General features: G+C 72.8%; 15 protein-coding genes. 4 read left to right on the top strand and 11 right to left on the bottom strand.

What is annotated here, in order from left to right; all coding sequences use genetic code 11:
* Window positions 1-14: 14 nt before the first annotated feature.
* From murD to rsmH, 8 genes are all read right to left on the bottom strand, one after another.
* Complete coding sequence (murD, locus tag IEJ02_RS27725) at window positions 15-1,478, bottom strand: UDP-N-acetylmuramoyl-L-alanine--D-glutamate ligase (RefSeq protein ID WP_275559654.1); 1,464 nt, start codon at window positions 1,476-1,478, stop codon at window positions 15-17.
* Entirely contained in the window at window positions 1,463-2,530 is a 1,068-nt protein-coding gene (gene mraY / locus IEJ02_RS27720; protein ID WP_137980679.1) for a phospho-N-acetylmuramoyl-pentapeptide-transferase, read from the bottom strand. Before mraY ends, murD begins: the two co-directional genes overlap by 16 nt.
* Entirely contained in the window at window positions 2,527-3,966 is a 1,440-nt protein-coding gene (locus tag IEJ02_RS27715; RefSeq protein WP_191067335.1) for a UDP-N-acetylmuramoyl-tripeptide--D-alanyl-D-alanine ligase, read from the bottom strand. The genes mraY and IEJ02_RS27715 overlap by 4 nt, the downstream gene beginning before the upstream one ends.
* A 62-nt stretch (window positions 3,967-4,028) precedes the next feature.
* The gene (locus IEJ02_RS27710) at window positions 4,029-5,789 is read right to left on the bottom strand and encodes a UDP-N-acetylmuramoyl-L-alanyl-D-glutamate--2,6-diaminopimelate ligase (protein WP_137977564.1); all 1,761 of its coding nucleotides are present in this window, start codon (window positions 5,787-5,789) and stop codon (window positions 4,029-4,031) included.
* 12 nt (window positions 5,790-5,801) lie between these two features.
* On the bottom strand, window positions 5,802-7,784 hold the full coding sequence (locus IEJ02_RS27705; protein ID WP_191067334.1) for a peptidoglycan D,D-transpeptidase FtsI family protein: 1,983 nt from the start codon (window positions 7,782-7,784) through the stop codon (window positions 5,802-5,804).
* The gene (locus IEJ02_RS27700; RefSeq protein WP_191067333.1) at window positions 7,781-7,933 is read right to left on the bottom strand and encodes a hypothetical protein; all 153 of its coding nucleotides are present in this window, start codon (window positions 7,931-7,933) and stop codon (window positions 7,781-7,783) included. Before IEJ02_RS27700 ends, IEJ02_RS27705 begins: the two co-directional genes overlap by 4 nt.
* 8 nt (window positions 7,934-7,941) lie before the next feature.
* On the bottom strand, window positions 7,942-8,517 hold the full coding sequence (gene ftsL / locus IEJ02_RS27695; RefSeq protein ID WP_191067332.1) for a cell division protein FtsL: 576 nt from the start codon (window positions 8,515-8,517) through the stop codon (window positions 7,942-7,944).
* Window positions 8,514-9,476, bottom strand: a complete 963-nt coding sequence (gene rsmH / locus IEJ02_RS27690) for a 16S rRNA (cytosine(1402)-N(4))-methyltransferase RsmH (protein ID WP_191067331.1) — start codon at window positions 9,474-9,476, stop codon at window positions 8,514-8,516. Before rsmH ends, ftsL begins: the two co-directional genes overlap by 4 nt.
* Window positions 9,477-9,885: 409 nt before the next feature.
* Here rsmH and IEJ02_RS27685 point away from each other — a divergent pair, with 409 nt between their 5' ends.
* From IEJ02_RS27685 to IEJ02_RS27670, 4 genes are all read left to right on the top strand, one after another.
* Entirely contained in the window at window positions 9,886-10,440 is a 555-nt protein-coding gene (locus IEJ02_RS27685; RefSeq protein ID WP_191067330.1) for a beta-class carbonic anhydrase, read from the top strand.
* A 222-nt stretch (window positions 10,441-10,662) separates the two neighbouring features.
* Window positions 10,663-11,715, top strand: a complete 1,053-nt coding sequence (locus tag IEJ02_RS27680; RefSeq protein WP_191067329.1) for an AAA family ATPase — start codon at window positions 10,663-10,665, stop codon at window positions 11,713-11,715.
* Window positions 11,715-13,103, top strand: coding sequence for a DUF58 domain-containing protein (locus IEJ02_RS27675; protein WP_191067328.1), 1,389 nt, complete (start codon window positions 11,715-11,717; stop codon window positions 13,101-13,103). The genes IEJ02_RS27680 and IEJ02_RS27675 overlap by 1 nt, the downstream gene beginning before the upstream one ends.
* Entirely contained in the window at window positions 13,100-15,532 is a 2,433-nt protein-coding gene (locus tag IEJ02_RS27670; RefSeq protein ID WP_191067327.1) for a transglutaminaseTgpA domain-containing protein, read from the top strand. The genes IEJ02_RS27675 and IEJ02_RS27670 overlap by 4 nt, the downstream gene beginning before the upstream one ends.
* A 237-nt stretch (window positions 15,533-15,769) precedes the next feature.
* On the opposite strand, the gene IEJ02_RS27665 is transcribed toward IEJ02_RS27670, so the two are convergent.
* The 3 genes from IEJ02_RS27665 to IEJ02_RS27655 form a co-directional block, all read right to left on the bottom strand.
* Window positions 15,770-16,162, bottom strand: a complete 393-nt coding sequence (locus IEJ02_RS27665) for an SCO2097 family morphological protein (RefSeq protein WP_030831620.1) — start codon at window positions 16,160-16,162, stop codon at window positions 15,770-15,772.
* 272 nt (window positions 16,163-16,434) lie between these two features.
* Window positions 16,435-17,217, bottom strand: a complete 783-nt coding sequence (locus tag IEJ02_RS27660; protein WP_191067326.1) for a methyltransferase — start codon at window positions 17,215-17,217, stop codon at window positions 16,435-16,437.
* A 302-nt stretch (window positions 17,218-17,519) separates the two neighbouring features.
* Window positions 17,520-18,050, bottom strand: coding sequence for an SAV_6107 family HEPN domain-containing protein (locus tag IEJ02_RS27655; protein WP_191067325.1), 531 nt, complete (start codon window positions 18,048-18,050; stop codon window positions 17,520-17,522).
* Window positions 18,051-18,176 lie beyond the last annotated feature (126 nt).

Here is an 18,176-nt window from a genome sequence, read left to right as displayed (position 1 = left end):
GGGCGACCGGCGGGCTACTGTTCGTCCGGGACCCGGCCGGAGGCCAGGTCATGGACCGCCGCGGCGAAGGCGTCGCCCCGCTTGTTGTAGTTGGTGAACATGTCCATCGAGGCACAGGCCGGGGCCATCAGGACGGTATCGCCCGGCCGGGCGAGCCGCGCCGCTTCGCGCACAGCCGCCGCCATCGCCCCAGTGTCGGTCCGGTCGAGGTCCACGACCGGGACATCTGCTGCGTGTCGCGCGAGCGCTTCGCGGATCAGGGCGCGGTCGGCGCCGATCAGCACCACGCCGCGCAGCCGCTTGGCCGCCGTGAGGACGAGCTCGTCGAAGGTGGCCCCCTTGGCGAGGCCGCCCGCGATCCACACGATGTGCTCATAGGCGCCCAACGACGCCTCCGCGGCATGGGTGTTGGTCGCCTTGGAGTCGTCGACGTAGGCCACGCCGCCGACGTCCGCCACGTGCTCCACCCGGTGCGGATCCGGCCGGAAGGCGCGCAGGCCGTCCCGTACGGCCGTCGGTGGGACGCCGTAGGCGCGGGCCAGGGCGGCCGCCGCGAGGGCGTTGGCGATGTTGTGCGGGGCCGGCGGGTTCACGTCGGAGACCTCGGCGAGCTCCTGCGCCTGCTTCTGGCGGTTCGCCACGAAGGCCCGGTCGACGAGGATGTCCTCCACGACACCGAGCTGGGAGGGGCCGGGGGTGCCGAGGGTGAAGCCGATCGCCCGGCAGCCCTCCTCGACGTCGGCCGCGCGCACCAGGTCCTCGGTGGCGGGGTCGGCCACGTTGTAGACGCAGGCCACCTGGTTGCCCTCGTAGATCCGGCCCTTGTCGGCCGCGTAGGCCGCCATGGAGCCGTGCCAGTCGAGGTGGTCGGGGGCGAGGTTGAGCACCGCACCGGAGTGGGCGCGCAGCGAGGGCGCCCAGTGCAGCTGGTAGCTGGAGAGCTCGACGGCCAGTACGTCGTACGGCTCGTCGCCCAGCACGATGTCCAGGAGCGAGACGCCGATGTTGCCGACGGCGGCGGTGCGCAGCCCGGCCGCCTCCAGGATGGCCGCCAGCATCCTTACGGTGGTCGTCTTGCCGTTGGTGCCGGTGACCGCGAGCCAGGGCGGAGCGTCCCGCCCGCGCAGCCGCCACGCCAGCTCCACATCGCCCCAGATGGGCACGCCCGCCTCGGCGGCGGCCAGGAAGAGCGGGCTGGTGGGCTTCCAGCCGGGGGTGGTCACGATCAGCTCGGTGCCGTCGGGAAGAGTCTCCCCGTCGCCGAGGCGGACCGTGATGCCCAGCGGCTCCAGCTCGGCCGCCTGGGTGCGCTGCGGTTCGCCGTCGCTGCCGTTGACCACGGTCACCGAGGCCCCGAGGCCCCGCAGCGCACGCGCTGCGGGGACCCCGGAGACGCCGAGTCCGGCGACGGTGACCTGCCGTCCGGCGAGGTCGGACACGTCGAGGGAGGCGGCGCCCGACGTCACGAGGCTCGCCACCCCGCGTAGAAGATGCCGAGGCCGACGATCACGCACATGCCCTGGATGATCCAGAACCGGACCACCACAAGGACTTCGCTCCACCCCTTGAGTTCGAAGTGGTGCTGGAGCGGTGCCATCCGGAAGACCCGGCGCCCGGTCGTCCGGAAGGAGCCGACCTGGATGACCACGGACATGGTGATCAGGACGAACAGACCGCCGAGGAGGGCCAGCAGCAGCTCCGTACGGGAGCAGATGGCGAGGCCGGCGAGCGCGCCGCCGAGGGCGAGCGAACCGGTGTCACCCATGAAGATCTTGGCGGGTGAGGTGTTCCACCACAGGAAGCCGAAGCACGCGCCCATCAGGGCGGAGGCGACGACGGCCAGATCGAGCGGGTCCCTGACCTCGAAACAGGACGCCGGGTTGGTGAGGGTCTGCGCGTTGGCGCAGGACTCCTGGTACTGCCAGACGCCGATGAAGGTGTAGGCGCCGAAGACCATCACGGAGGCACCGGTGGCCAGACCGTCCAGACCGTCGGTGAGGTTCACGCCGTTCGACATCGCCAGGATCATGAACAGCGCCCAGATCGCGAAGATCACCGGGCCGAAGGACCAGCCGAAGTCCTGGACGAAGGAGAGCCGGTCGGAGGCGGGGGTCTGCTGGCGCGCGTCGGCGAAGTTCAGTGCGAGGATCGCGAAGGCGATACCGACGATCAGCTGACCGGCCATCTTGGCCTTGGCCCGCAGGCCCAGGCTGCGCTGCTTGACGATCTTGATGTAGTCGTCGAGGAAGCCGACCAGGCCCATGCCCGCGAACAGGAAGAGCACCAGCACGCCCGAGAAGGTCGGCTGGCTGCCCGTGATCACCTTCGTCAGGGCGTAGGCGATCAGCGTGGCCAGGATGAAGGAGATACCGCCCATCGTGGGCGTGCCCTTCTTGCTGCCGTGCGTCCGCGGACCGTCGTCCCGGATGTACTGGCCATAGCCCTTGCGGGCCAGCAGCTTGATCAGCAGCGGCGTACCGATCAGGGTCAGGAAGAGCCCGATGGCTCCCGAGAAGAGGATCTGCCTCATGCCCATCGGCCGGCGACCTCACCCTCACCGTCGAGCAACTCCTGAGCGAGCCGCTCCAGGCCGACCGACCTGGATGCCTTCACCAACACGACGTCCCCCGGTCGCAGCTCGCTGCGCAGCAGATCGACCGCTGCCCGCACGTCGGACACGTGCACCGACTCCTCACCCCACGAACCCTCGTTCTTGGCGCCCATGTCCAGCCAGGCGGCCTCCTGGCCGCCGACCGCCACGAGCTTGCTGACGTTGAGCCGGACGGCCAGCCGCCCGACCGCGTCGTGCTCGGCCAGTGACTCCTCGCCCAGCTCGGCCATCGGGCCGAGCACCGCCCACGTGCGACGCCCCGGTGTGGCAGCGCCCATGGCGACCAGCGCGCGCAGCGCTGCTCGCATGGACTCGGGGTTCGCGTTGTAGGCGTCGTTGACGACCGTCACGCCGTCCGAGCGCTCGGTGACCTCCATCCGCCAGCGGGAGAGCTGCCCCGCCTCGGAGAGCGCCACGGCGATCTCGTCGACGGACATGCCCAACTCATGGGCGACGGCGGCCGCGGCGAGCGCGTTCGACACGTGGTGCTCACCGTACAGGCGCATGGTCACTTCGCTGCACCCGGTAGGGGTGTGAAGCGTGAAGGCGGGGCGGCCGCCGTCGGCGAGCCGGACATTCCCGGCACGCACATCGGCGTCCTCGGCCTCGCCGAACAGGACGGTACGGGCCTTGGTGCGCGACGCCATGGCGCGCACGAAGGGGTCGTCGGCGTTGAGCACCGCCACCCCGCCCTCCACGGCGGACGGCAGGGACTCCACGAGCTCGCCCTTGGCCTCGGCGATCTGCTCCCGGCCGCCGAACTCCCCGATATGGGCGGTGCCGACGTTGAGCACGAGTCCGATACGGGGCGGGGTGAGCTCCGTCAGATACCGGATGTGGCCCTTACCGCGGGCACCCATCTCCAGCACCAGGTGCCGGGTGGCCTCGTCGGCGCTCATCGCGGTGAGCGGCAGGCCGATCTCGTTGTTGAGCGAGCCCGGCGTCCATACGGTGGGGCCGCGGCGCTGGAGCAGCTGGGCGATGAGGTCCTTGGTGCTGGTCTTGCCCGCGGAGCCGGTGAGGGCGACCACGGTGGTGCCCAGCCGCTCCACGACGGCGCGCGCGAGCGCTCCCATGGCGGCGATGACGTCGGGGACGACGATCGCCGGTACGGGGGCGTCCGGGGTGCCGACGGGGCGGGCGGCCAGGACCGCCGCGGCGCCCGCCTCGACCGCGGTCCGTGCGAAGTCGTGGCCGTCCACGCGCTCCCCGGGGAGCGCGGCGAAGAGGCTGCCGGGCCGCACCTCACGGGAGTCGATCACGACGGGGCCCGTGACCTTCAGGTCCGGGTCCGGTATGTCGTGCGGCTGTCCACCGACTAGGCCGGCGATCTCGGTGAGGGACAGTGCGATCACTGATCACCTCCGGCCGTGCGGGAGAGCTGCCTGGAGGGGGCTGGTGCGCGCATGGCGGTCTGTCATCCCTGGTCGTCTAGGTGTTTGTCCCGGTGCTGTGGGCTCGCCTCGGGGCGCGTGGCATCGCGCCTGTGGGCTCGCTCACTGAGCTCGATGGCTTCGCGGAGTACCTGGCGGTCGTCGAAGGCCCGGACCACGCCCGCGATGTCCTGGCCCAGCTCGTGTCCCTTGCCCGCCACGATGACGGTGTCACCCGGCTCGGCGCGGGCGACGGCGGCCGCGATCGCGTTGGCCCGGTCCTCCTCGACCAGCACATCACCGCGCTCGTGGGCGGGCACCTCGGCGGCGCCCGCGAGCATGGCGGCGAGGATCGCGAGCGGGTCCTCGGAGCGGGGGTTGTCGGAGGTGAGGACGGCCGTGTCGGCGTACCGGGCCACCGCGGCGCCCATGGGGCCGCGCTTGAGCCGGTCGCGGTCCCCGCCGCAGCCGAGGACGGCGTGCAGCTTGCCGTCGGTCACCTTACGGAGGGCACGCAGCACCGACTCCACGGCGTCGGTCTTGTGGGCGTAGTCGACGACCGCGAGGTAGGGCTGGCCCACGTCGACCCGCTCCAGCCGCCCCGGTACGCCGGGGACGGCGGCGACGCCGTCGGCGGCCGTCTGCGGGTCGATCCCGGCGACGGCGAGCGCGACGACGGCGGCGAGCGCGTTGGCCACGTTGAAGGGGCCGGGGAGGGGCGCGGCGGCCCGTACGGACTCACCGTTCGGGCCGACGGCGGTGAAGGTCGAGCCGAGCGGGCCCACCTCGACGTCCGCGGCGCGCCAGTGGGCGTCGGGGTGGCCCTCGGCGGAGAAGGTGGTGACGGGCACCTCGGACTGCTCGATCAGGCGGCGGCCGTACTCGTCGTCGTAGTTGATCACTCCGAGGCGGCTGCGGGCCTTGGTGAACAGCTGGGCCTTGGCCTGGAAGTAGTCCTCCATGCCGGAGTGGAACTCCATGTGCTCCGGGCTGAGGTTGTTGAAGACCGCCACGTCGAAGACGCAGCCGTCGACGCGGCCGAGGACCAGGGCGTGGCTGGAGACCTCCATGACGACCGAGCGGACGTCGCGCTCCCGCATCACCGCGAACAGCGCCTGGAGGTCGGTGGCCTCGGGGGTGGTGCGCTCGGACTTGATGCGCTCGTCGCCGATCCGCGTCTCCACGGTGCCGATGAGCCCCGTAAGGCCGCCGTCGTGCTTCGCGGCGGCCTTGAGGCCGCCCTCGATGAGATACGCGGTCGTGGTCTTGCCGGAGGTACCGGTGATGCCGATCTGGAGCAGGTCGTGACCCGGCTCGCCGTAGATCGTGGCGGCCAGCGCGCCCATCCGGCCGCGCGGGTCGTCCACCGCGAGGACCGGCAGGCCGGTGGCGGCGGCGCGCTCGGCACCGGCCGGGTCGGTCAGCACCGCGACCGCGCCGAGGTCGGCGGCCTGGGCGGCGAAGTCCGCGCCGTGGAGGCGGGCACCGGCCAGCGCGGCGTACACATCGCCGGGGCGTACGGCCCGCGAGTCATGGGTGATCCCGGTGACCGCGGCCCGTTCCGAGGCTTCGGGGGCTTCGACGCCCAGCTGATCCGCCAGCTCCGCCAGCGGGGTCGGGCGGACCTGGAGAGGACGGGGCGCTCCCGGGTATTCCACAGAAACGTCCTTCTGAGGGGTTTGGGACTGATCAGCGTGGGGCACGGCGGTGAGCGTACCCGGGACACCCGCTCCCCCGCGAAATGAGGCGGCGGTGCGGGGCCGTACCGGACCGTGGTTCCCGGGGTCCGGCGTGATCGTCATCACTGCTGGGTCCGCTCACTGGCCCGGGTTGTAGCTCACCGGGAGCCGTTTGGGCTGCTTCCCGGACGGCGGGACCCGCAAGGCCTTGAGGCCGAACTCCATGACCTTCTTGTAGACCGGTCCGCAGACCTGACCGCCGAAATAGCTGCCCTTGGTCGGGTTCTGAACGGCACAGTAGACGGTCAGCCGAGGTTTGTCGGCCGGGGCGAAGCCGGCGAAGGACGCGGTGTAGCCGCGGTAGCGGCCGGTCTTGGGGTCCACCCGGTTGGAGGTGCCGGTCTTGCCCGCGACAAGATAGCCCGGGATCTTCGCCTTGGTGCCGGTGCCCTGCTGGTCGTCGACGACCGACTCGAGCATCTCGGCGAGCGTCTTCGCGGTCTCCTTACTGACGACACGGGTCTTCTTGGGGGCGGGCGCGGCGGTGAAGTCGCCGCCGGGCCCCCGGGCGCCGCGGACGAGGGTGGGCGCGATGCGCTCGCCCCCGTTGGCGATGGTGGAGTACACCGAGGCCGCCTGGACGGAGTTGAGCGACAGCCCCTGGCCGAAGGGGATGGTGTACTGCTGCGAGGCGCTCCAGTCCTGCGGCTTGGCCAGGATGCCCGGGGTCTCGCCGGGGAAGCCGAGCCCGGTGGGCCGGCCGATCCCGAACTTGCGCAGGTAGGAGTAGAGGATCTGGTTCCGCTGCCGCTTGGTCTTGCCCAGCTGCTCGGTGGCGAGGATCGTGCCGATGTTGCTGGACTTGGCGAGCACGCCGTTGAGCGTGAGGTACCAGGTCGGATGGTCGATGTCGTCGGCGAAGGCCCGGTCCGCGCGCGGCAGCCGGTTGGGGACCACCACATGGGTGTCCCAGCGCGCCACGCCCTCCTGGAGGACGGCGGCCATGGACATCAGCTTGCTGACGCTGCCGGGCTCGTAGGCGTCGGAGACCGCGGCGTTGCCCAGGGCGTCGGCGTCCGTGGTGGTGATGTCGTTGGGGTCGAAGCCGGGGGCGTTGGCCAGGGCCAGGAGCTGTCCGGTGCGGGTGTCCTGGACGACGACGTAGCCACGGTCGGCCCCGGACTTGCGCACCTGGTCGGCGATGGCGCTCTGGGCGGCCCACTGGATGTCCCGGTCGATGGTCAGCTCGTAGTCGCTGCCGGGGACCGCGGGCTGCTCCTTGACGTCGCCGGTGGGCACCTGGTGGCCGCCGGACTGGGCGTAGACGCGCTTGCCGTCCTTGCCCGCGAGCTTCTTGTCGAGCTGCTGCTCAAGCCCGGCGGTGCCGCGTCCGTCGGCGTCCACGAATCCCAGGATGCCGGCGGCGAGGTCCCCGTTCGGATAGACCCGCTTGCTGTGCGCCTCGCGGTTGACCCCGGCCAGGACATTGGTGCCCTTGCCCTTGGCCGCCGCGTCGTCCAGGGCGCTCTTCAGGTCCTTGATCTGGTTCCAGACCTGCGGGGACTGCTGCCGGGCGAGCACGACGTACTGCGACCTGGGGTTGTCCGTGAGCTTCTGCTCCAGGTCCGCCTGGTCCTTGCCGAGGATCGGCGCCAGCAGGGCCGCGGCCTGGCGGGGCGCGTCACGGGTCTTGGATGTCTTGGGCGTGAGGAGGTCAGGAGCCGCGGTGATGTCGTAGGCGTCCACCGTGGTGGCCAGGTCGACGCCGTTGCGGTCGGTGATGGAGCCGCGCTCGGCGGACAGCTTCACCGGGATGTAGCGGTTGACGTTGGCCTTGGCCGCGTAGGCGCTGGCGTCGACGGCCTGCACCTGGAGCAGCCGTACGACGAAGACCAGCATGACGAGGGTGAGGCCGAGGCTGATCAGCCGCAGCCGGGGGCGCGGGCTGCCCAGCCGCAGCTGCTGGGGAGCGCCGGGGCGGGGTCGCGGGGCCGGACGGCCGGAAGATTTTCCGGCACGGTCGCCGGGGCGCCGCGCCGGGTCCTGGCGCGGGCGGCGGTCGCCGCGGGGACCGGCCGGGCCGGGCACCCTGCGGCGGCGGGGGTCCTGGGGCGCGCTCACGCGACGACCGCCCTCGGACCGGTGGCCGTCCACGGCTCGGTGGTCGCCTTCGGCGCGACGACCGCCCGCGGGCCGGTGGCCGTCCACCGCGCGCGGGCGGTCGTCCGCGCGGGCGGGGTGGGCTGGGCGCAGGCTGGGGATCGCGTCACCGTGTCACCTACTGAGGGGCCGGGGTGGAGTTCGCGGAGGCAGAGGTGGGTGCGGAGGCGGAGTGGCCGGCGGGCAGCCCCCACGGGGCCACCGAGGCCGTGGCGGACGGCGGCGTCGGCGGCGCGAGGGCGGACGGCGTGGGCGACGCCTCGGACAGGACGGGCGACGCCCCGGACGGCGTGGTGTCGAGCGAGGGCGGCAGCACCCGGCCACGGCCGCCGAGCACCGAGGGCTGCCCCGTGGCGGGCGCGGGCACCCCGCTGACCGAGCCGTCCGGGTTGAGGAAGGCGGGGTTGCCGCCGGGCACCATCCCCAGCTCCCGGGCGCGCCGCTCCAGCTCACCGGGCGCGGAGAGCTTGTCCACGTCCTGCTGGAGGGCCTGGCGCTCGTCGGTGAGCTCCTTGGTCTGCTTCTCCAGCCTGCTGAGCTCGAACGACCCCTGGTTGAGGGAGGAGTTCAGCAGCAGCAGCGCGATCAGGCCGGAGCCGAGCAGGACCACGACGAGCAGCACGAAGGGCGTACGCCTGGCCGTGGTGGCGCCCGGCGCCGGCCGTCCTTTCGGGCCCGTCCCCCGCGCACTCATGGAGCGACCTCTTCCCGGATCCGCTCCGCCCCCCGGAACCGGGCCGGGGCGGCCCGGCGGTTCTCGGCGATCTCCTCCTCGGTGGGCAGCTCCGCGCCGCGGGTGAGCAGCTTCAGCCGGGGCTGGTACTGCTCGGGGATGACCGGCAGCCCCGGGGGCGCCGTATGGCTGGCACCGGCCGCGAGCACCTGCTTGACCAGGCGGTCCTCCAGCGAGTGATACGACAGCACGGCGATCCGGCCGCCGACCGCGAGCGCCCTTACGGCCGCCGGGATGGCTCGCTCCAGGACCGCGAGCTCGCCGTTGACCTCGATCCGCAGCGCCTGGAAGGTGCGCTTGGCCGGGTTGCCACCGGTGCGCTTGGCCGCCTGCGGCAGCGCCTCGCGGATCAGCTCGACGAGCCGGGCACTGGTGGTGAACGGCTCCTTGGCGCGCTCGCGCACCACCGCGTCCACGATCTTCTTGGCGAACTTCTCCTCGCCGTACGTCCGCAGGATGCGCACCAGGTCGCCCGGCGGATAGGTGTTGAGCACCTCCGCCGCGCTGACTCCGGTGGTCTGGTCCATCCGCATGTCCAGCGGGGCGTCCTGGGCGTAGGCGAAGCCGCGCTCGGCCTCGTCCAGCTGCATGGACGACACACCGAGGTCGAAGAGGATCCCCTGGACGCGCGGGACGCCGAGCCGGTCGAGGACCTCGGGCAGCTCGTCGTAGACCGCGTGGACCAGCGTCGCCCGATCGCCGTAAGGGGCCAGCCGCTCCCCGGCGAGCCGCAGCGCGGACGGGTCGCGGTCGAGGGCGATGAGCCGGGCCTCGGGGAAGTCGCGCAGCAGCGCCTCGCTGTGGCCGCCGAGACCCAGGGTGCAGTCGACCACGACCGCGCCGGGCTGGGCGAGAGCGGGGGCCAGCATGTCCAGACAGCGCTGGAGCATGACGGGAACGTGGAGAGCGTTGCTGCTCATTGCGCTGCTCGTGCGCCCTTCTGAGGATCGGGCGAGGATGATACGCACCGCCGGGTCCCCGCCCGCTCTGAAGGGGAAGTGGCCTACTGGCGCCGGGGAAGTGACGTCAGGCGGCCGGAGCGGGAGGAGGCCGAGGGGTACGTACGCACCGCGCTCACGCGAAATTCCGGGATCCGAGGGGAGCGTCACGCCTCCCACTTCGCGCCACTTTAGTCCACTCGTCCCTTCGGTCAACCAACCGGCCTGCGCGTCCCGCCCCGGGGGTGGTACCCCCTCCCCGGAGCACCGGACGGCGGGGCGCGAGGGGGTGTGGATTGCCTCACATCACCCCTTCGGCCCACCCCGTTGCCCTCGTTTGCCCTACCTAAAGAAAAGACAAAATCCCCTGGTGAAAGGTAGCGTCGTCATCATGTCGATATCAGCGCCGCAGCCGAACCCGTCCACCGACCGCGACGCCCGCACGGGAAACACGGTCACCGACAGCCTCGTGGAGGCCAACCGCAAATACGCCGAGAAGTTCACCGACCCGGGGATGGATGCGCGGCCGGTCCGGCGCGTCGCCATCGTCGCGTGCATGGACGCCCGTCTGGACCTGCACGAGGCGCTCGGCCTGGAGCTGGGCGACTGCCACACCATCCGCAACGCGGGCGGTGTGGTCACCGACGACATCATCCGTTCCCTGACCATCAGCCAGCGGGCCCTCGGAACCCGCAGCGTCGTGCTCATCCACCACACCGGCTGCGGTCTGCTGAACCTCACCGAGGACTTCCGGCACGAGCTGGAGGAGGAGGTGGGACAGCGGCCGTCGTGGGCGGTCGAGGCGTTCAAGGACCTCGACGCCGACGTCCGCCAGTCGATGCAGCGGGTGCGCACCTCGCCGTTCCTGCTGCACACCGACGACGTCCGCGGCTTCGTCTTCGACGTGACGACGGGTCTGCTGCGGGAGGTCACGCCTCGGACGTGAGAGAGGTGCTGGAGATACGGAAGGGATTCAGCACTCGAACTCGTACAAGCGTGACAAATAACCCCGGGTTATCCACAGCCGAGTGACGCGAGGCCGCGGAGACCGCAAGAATGCATAGGTGACATCGTCCCCCGCAACCACGCGGGGGACCGATGTCAGCGTTTGCGGTGGGCCGGTCCGTTCCGAGGGCAACGGCCCTGAGAACGGGCCGAGGAGGGCCGGGTGACGACCTATGACGAGCGAGCGAGCCTCAGCGATCTGACCACCACAGCGGATCGGATCCGCAGGTCGGTGGAGGGTGTGATCGAGGGCAAGCCCGAGGTCGTACGGCTTTCGCTGACCGTGCTGCTCGGCGAGGGGCATCTGCTGATCGAGGACGTCCCGGGCGTGGGCAAGACGATGCTGGCCAAGGCGCTCGCCCGGTCCATCGACTGCTCCGTGCGGCGGATCCAGTTCACCCCGGACCTGCTGCCGTCCGACATCACCGGCGTGAGCATCTTCGACCAGCAGCGCAAGGAGTTCGAGTTCAAGCCGGGCGCCATCTTCGCCCAGATCGTGATCGGCGACGAGATCAACCGCGCCTCGCCCAAGACCCAGTCCGCGCTGCTGGAGTCGATGGAGGAGCGCCAGGTCACCATCGACGGGGAGAGCTATGAGCTGCCCAACCCCTTCATGGTGGTGGCCACGCAGAACCCGGTCGAGATGGAGGGCACCTACCCGCTGCCCGAGGCGCAGCGCGACCGCTTCATGGCCCGTGTCTCCATCGGCTACCCCAGCCCGCAGGCCGAGCTCCAGATGCTGGACGTCCACGGCGGGGTCTCCCCGCTGGACGACATGCAGCCCGTCGCGCACGCCCACGAGATCGTCAAGCTGATCGAGGCGGTGCGCTCGGTGCACGTCGCCGAGGCCGTCCGGCGTTACGCGGTGGACCTGGTGGCCGCCACCCGCAACCACCCCGATCTGCGGCTGGGCGCCTCGCCGCGCGCCACGCTGCATCTGCTGCGGGCCGCCAAGGCGTCGGCCGCGCTGGCCGGGCGGGAGTTCGCGCTGCCGGACGATGTGCAGTCCCTCGCCGTCGCGGTGCTGGCCCACCGGCTGCTGCCCACCGCGCAGGCCCAGCTGAACCGCCGCACCTCCGAGCAGGTCGTCGCGGACATCGTGCAGCGCACCCCGGTGCCCACCTCCGCCCAGCGCGGCGCGGGCGGGATGCCTCCCATGCCGCCCATGCCCCCGGCCGACTTCGGCCGGCAGCAGCCGGGCGCGCGGAGGCTGTGATGGCCGCAGGGGGAACGGACATGGGCCCCGAGGGGCCCGGCGCCGGTGGGCAGTCGGGCGGGCTGCGGACCGCCCTCGCCGGTCTGACCACCCGCGGCCGTTCCTTCCTGGCCGCCGGGGTGGCCGCCGCGGTGTGCAGCTATGTCCTGGGCCAGGCTGATCTGCTGCGGGTCGGGCTGCTGCTGGCCGCGCTGCCGCTGGTCTGCGTGGCCGTGGTCTACCGCACCCGGTACCGGGTGGCGGGCAGCCGGCGGCTCGCGCCCGCGCGGGTGCCCGCGGGCTCCGAGGCCCGGGTGCACCTGCGGATGGACAATGTCTCGCGGCTGCCCACCGGGCTGCTGATGCTCCAGGACCGGGTGCCCTATGTGCTGGGGCCGCGCCCGAGGTTCGTACTGGACCGGGTGGAGCCGGGCGGCCGCCGCGAGGTGTCCTACCGGGTCCGCTCGGATCTGCGCGGCCGCTATCCGCTGGGCCCGCTCCAGCTGCGGCTGAGCGATCCGTTCGGGATGTGCGAGCTCACCCGCGCCTTCAGCGCCTACGACACGCTCACGGTGGTGCCCCGGGTCGAGCCGCTGCCCCCGGTGCGCCTGACCGGCGAGGCCGCGGGGTACGGGGACGGGCGGCACCGCTCGCTGGCGCTGGCCGGTGAGGACGATGTCATCCCGCGCGGCTACCGCATAGGCGACGATCTGCGCCGGGTGCACTGGCGCTCCACCGCGCGCTACGGGGAGCTCATGGTCCGCCGGGAGGAACAGCCGCAGCGGGCCCACTGCACGGTGCTGCTGGACACCCGGCGCACCGCCCACTACGGCTCGGGGCCGGACTCGGCCTTCGAATGGGCGGTCTCCGGGGCGGCCTCGGCCGCGGTCCACCTGCTGGAGCGGGGCTATGCGGTCCGGCTGCTGACCGACACCGGAAGCTCGGTGCCGGGCCCGGACGGCGGAGGCGGCTTCACCGGCTCCACCCATGACTCGGCGGAGACGGCCGGGCTGATGCTGGACACCCTCGCCGTGGTGGACCACTCCGACGGCGGAGGGCTGTCGCCCGCCTATGAGGTGCTGCGCGGCGGCGGGGAAGGGCTGCTGGTGGCCTTCTTGGGCGATCTGGACGAGGAGCAGGCGGCGATGGCCGCCCGGATGCGGCACCGCACCACGGCCGCGGTGGCCTTTGTGCTGGACGGCGCCGCCTGGTCGCGCGGGGCGGAGTCCGGGGGCACGCAGGAGCTGGAGGACCGGCTGCGGCGGCTGCGCGAGGCGGGCTGGACGGCGCTGCCGGTCGGTCCTGGGGCCTCGCTGGCGCAGCTGTGGCGGCAGGCCGACGCCCAGGGCGCCACCCGGGCGGACGCCGGAAGCCGCGCGGTCGGCGGCATGACAGGGAGCTGGACATGAGTGGAAGCGTTCGGCTCGCGATATGTGCGGCGCTGGCCACGGTGGCGGCGGCCTGCGCGCTGCTGCCGCTGGTGGATCCGGCGAGCTGGCTGTTGCAGGCCGTCCTGTTGCTGACGGTCCAGAGCGTCACGGGCGTGGCGGTCCGCCGGGTGCCGCTGGCCCGCCCGCTTACCGTGGCCGCGCAAGGCGTGGTGACGCTGCTGCTGCTCACCCTGGTCTTCGCGCACGACCAGGCGCTGGGCGGGCTGCTGCCGAGCCCGCAGGCGCTCCACGAGTTCGCGCTGCTGCTGCGCGACGGCGCCGACGACGTGGGGCAGTACGCGATCCCCGCGCCGCTCACCGACGGCATCCGGCTGATGCTGGTGGGCGGGGTGCTGGTGATCGGCCTGGTGGTCGACGCGCTCGCGGTGACGTATCGCAGCGCGGCCCCCGCCGGGCTTCCGCTGCTCGCGCTGTACTCGGTTGCGGCCGGCCTGTCCGACGACGGGAGCGACTGGCTGTGGTTCCTGCTGGCGGCGGCCGGCTATCTGCTGCTGCTCCTGGCCGAGGGCCGGGACCGGCTGTCCCAGTGGGGCCGGGTCTTCAGCGGCGGCGCCCCGCATCCGGCGGGCATGCCGCCGTCGGGCCTGGCCGGGGCCGGGGGCAGCCCGGCGCTCGCCCCGGTGCGCACCGGCCGCAGGATCGGCGTGCTGGCGCTCGGCATCGCGCTCGCGGTGCCCGCGGCGCTGCCGTCCCTGGACGGCGGGCTGCTGGACCGGCAGGGCGGCAGCGGCGGGTCGGGCAGCGGCGGCGGCACGATCTCGGCGGTCAATCCGCTGGTGTCGCTCCAGGACAGCCTGAACCAGCCGGAGAACAAGGAGGTGCTGCGCTATCGCACCTCCTCGCAGACCACCCAGGACCTCTATCTGCGGATCGTGGCGCTGGACCGGTTCGACGGCACCTCCTGGAAGTCGTCCGAGCGGCATGTCACCGATGTGCCCAGCCAGCTTCCCTCGCCTGCCGGGCTCGGCCCCGCGGTCCGGGTCTCCTCGATCGACACCTCGATCTCGGCCGCCGACTGGTACGCGCAGAACTGGCTGCCCCTCCCCTACCCCGCGTCCAGGGTCGAGATCGACGGCCGCTGGCGCTATGAGCCGGAGGGCCGCACGCTGGTCGGCGACCGCGGCCAGACCACCCGGGGCGCGCGCTACCGGGTCACCAGCCTGCTGGTGGAGCCGACGGCCGAGCAGCTGGCGGCCGCCCCGGCGCCCCCCTCGCGGCTGCGGAACGAGTACACCGAGGTGCCGGACTCGCTGCCGTCCGTGGTGGCCCGTACGGCCCGGGAGGTGACCGCCGGCGCGACGAACGCGTACGAGAAGGCGGTCAAGCTCCAGGACTGGTTCGCGGTGAACGGAGGATTCCGTTACGACACCCAGGTGCAGTCCGGCAGCGGCTCGGCCGCCATCGTCCGGTTCCTGAAGCAGAAGGAGGGCTTCTGCGTCCACTTCTCCTTCTCGATGGCGGCGATGGCCCGGACGCTGGGCATTCCGGCGCGGGTCGCGGTCGGGTTCACCCCCGGCACCGCCCAGGCGGACGGTTCGGTGTCGGTGGGTCTGAAGGACGCGCACGCCTGGCCGGAGCTGTACTTCGAGGGCGTGGGGTGGACCCGTTTCGAGCCCACCCCGAGCCGTGGCACCCAGCCCGACTACACGATGGAGCAGACGCCTTCGGACACCCCGACCGACGAGCCGACGACCGAGCCCACCGAGACCTCCGAGCCGACGGCGGCGCCGACCGCGTCCGACAGCTGCTCCCCGGACATGAAGAAGCTGGGCACCTGTGACGGCGCCGCGGCCCAGCAGCCGGGCAACGGCGCCTCGGGCGGGGGCTGGTCGGCGACCAAGGTCACCAGCTGGAGCTCGCTGGCGTTGCTGCTGGTCGTGGTGCCCCTGCTGCCCATGCTGTGGCGGCGGCGGATACGGACCCGCAGACTGGACGGCTCGGGCGGGCGCACCGAGCAGGACGCCGCCGACCGGGTGCTCGCCGCATGGCGTGAACTCACCGATTCTGCCTGGGACTTCGGCGTGCTGCCGGACGACTCGCTGACCTCGCGCAGGGCGGTGGCCCGCATGGTGCGGATCGCCGGGCTCGACGCCGAGCCGGCCCGGGCGGCGCAGCGGGTGGCCGAGGCCGTCGAGCAGGTGCTGTACGCACCGCATCCGCGCCCGGTCACGGGCGTCGCGGACGACGTCCGGCTGGTGCTGGCCGGATTCCGGGCCAAGGCGGGGCGGCGGGAGCGGTTGCGGGCACTGCTGGCCCCTCGGTCCGCGGCCCAGGTGATGTGGGCGGCCGGACAGCGCTGGTCCGCGCTGGTCGAGCGGTGGGGAGCGCCCCGCTGGGCCCGCTGGGCCTCCCAGCTGCGGACCCCGCGCGGCCAGCAGGAGAACTGATCCCCGGGCGGCCCTGAGCGCCCACGGCTGAGCCCCCGCGGCGTGCGCGGGGGCTCAGCCGTGGGCGGAAGGCGCTACGGCAGGCTCGGCCGCGGGCGGAAAGCTGCGGCACGGCGGAAGGGCTACGGCGCGGCCGAAGGGCCACAGCGCGGAAGCGCGCTGCTGCGGAAGCGCACCGCACGGTTGAGGGGCGGTCGCCAGTCGGCGACCGCCCCTCAACCGCTCATCCGTGAATTCTCAATGACCCTGCTCATCACGGCGCCGCTGCCACCGCTCCTCGATGCGTGTCATCATCGAGCGGCGCTGACGGCCCTGACGGCGGGGAGCCGCCCCGCCGCCACGCTGTGCCTCGCCGGGTTTGGGAGCCTTACGCCAACCGGTCACCGCGAGCACCGCGCATCCCAGCATGATCAGGAAGCCCACCACGCTGATCCAGATCTGGGGAACGATCACCCCGACCATGAGGAGTGCGATGCCCACCAGAAAACCCGCGACCGCCTGGTAGACCCGTCGCCGGGTGTACGTTCGCAGGCCGCTTCCCTCAAGCGCTGTCGCGAACTTGGGATCTTCGGCGTACAGCGCTCGCTCCATTTGCTCGAGCATGCGCTGCTCGTGCTCCGAGAGCGGCACGGAGTCCTCCTACTCGTCGGTCGCGGGGGGCGACCGGGTGCGACCCTTTCAGGATAGGCAGGGAATCGCCCCCGTGAAACCCGCCCCTCAACGCCAATTCGCCCACCCCTTCGGGCGTGGCGAAAGTTGACGCTGAGACGTCCATTCCCCTCCCGCCGATTGGCCATGCCGGACGGTGTACCCCGATCATACGGCGCCGGGCGTCCAATCGGGTCTCCTGTGGCCGACTCCACCTGCGCCGCCCGTCGCCGGGTGGGGGCGGGAGGAGCGCTCTAGTCCCGCTCGGCGAGAACGTGCAGCTGAGTGGCGACGGAGCGGAAGGCGGGCAGCTCGGCGGCGGCCTCCTCCAGCTGCAACAGGGCGTCCAGCGCCCCGGGCTCGGTGTCCACGAGCACCCCGGGAACAAGATCGGCGAAAACCCGCACCCCGTGCACCGCGGCAATCTCCAGACCGGCCGCGCGCACCAACTCGGACAGCTGGTCCTCGGTGAAGCGGCGCGGCATCGGGTCCCCGGAGCCCCAGCGGCCCTCGGGATCAGTAAGCGCTTGCCGGGCCTCGGTGAAGTGACCGGCCAGGGCGCGGGCCAGCACGGCGCCGCCCAGGCCCGCGGCGAGCACGCTGAGGGTCCCGGCGGGGCGCAGGGCCGCCGCCGCGTTCCGCAGCCCCTCGGCGGGGTCGTCCACGTACTCCAGCACGCCATGGCAGAGCACCACGTCGTAACCGCCCCGCTCCGCCACGTCGAACAGCCCGTGGGCATCGCCCTGCACCCCGCGCACCCGGTCGGCGACCCCGGCCTCGGCGGCCCGCCGCTCCAGCGCGAACAGCGCGTTCGGGCTCGGGTCGACCACGGTGACGCGGTGGCCGAGGCGGGCCACGGGGACGGCGAAATTGCCGCTGCCGCCGCCGGTGTCCAGGACGTCCAGCGCGCCGTGCACGGCCTCGCCCCCGGCGGGCTCCCGGCCCGTGGCCTTGGCCCGCCGTTCCAGGGCGTCTTTCAGGACCTCCCAGACCACGGCGGTACGGAGGGACGCACGGGGGCGCTGCGGGTCTGACACGGCGGGTGGCTCCTCGGCGCGGTGCCGCCACCGCCCGGAGGCGGTGACGACGGCTTGCTGAACGTCGGCGCTCCCAGCCTATTGCCTCCGTGGGGCGGGCCGCGCCGAGGCGGCCGGCGGACCGGCGCCACGCGGATACCGGCCCCCACGCGGACACCGGACCCACTCCCACGCGGGCACCGGGCCGCTGCCGATGCGGATACCCGACCGGCCCACGCGGATACCGGGCCGCCCCCGACGCGGACACCCGACCGCCCCACGCGGATACCAGGCCGCCCCCGACGCGGATACCAGGCCGCCTCTCAGGCCCCCGTCGAGCCCGGCTCGTCGTCCGGCCTCTGGTGGGGCAGGGCCGGCTGCAGCATCAGCATGCGCTCCACCAGGCGCAGGAACATCGCGGTGGCGCGCAGCAGATCGTCCGCGTCCCGCGGGCTCGCGGCGCCCTGTATCCCCGCCTCGGCGCGGGCCCGGCGCTCGGCGCCGGAGGCGAACAAGGCGCTCCACTCGGCCAGTTCGGGAGCGACCTCGGGCAGCACCTCCCAGGCGCTGCGGATCCGGGCGCGGCGGCGCGCGGTGGACTCGGGGCGGCCGCGCACGGCGAGCACGGCGGCGGCCGTGCGCAGTGCGGCCAGATGCGCGGTCGCAAAGCGCTCGTTGGGGGCCTCGAGCGCGGCGGCCTCCTCCAGGCCCTCATGGGCCTGGGTGAGCAGGGCCGCGGCGGCGGGCGGGGCGGACGCGCGGCGCAGCACGGGGTGGACATCGCTCGCGGGGCCGGTCAACGAGGGGGCAGGGGCGGCGGCACGGTGCCGGCGCGCTGCGGCGGTACTGGCCATGACGAACCTCCTGTCGTCGCGTGGCGGCCACTCGTGTGGTAAAGCGACCGCCGTATGGGGCCATCGTGGGGCACACCACTGACAATCGGCCCTGACCAGCGCGAACACCCCCGGTGTCACGCCCTG

Origin of the sequence: Streptomyces sp. 5-10 (genome assembly GCF_014712245.1) — a bacterium.
Classification (GTDB): Bacteria; Actinomycetota; Actinomycetes; order Streptomycetales; family Streptomycetaceae; genus Streptomyces; species Streptomyces violaceusniger.
Note: the sequence above shows the minus strand (reverse complement) of the source record. Positions and strands in the feature narration are given on the sequence as shown.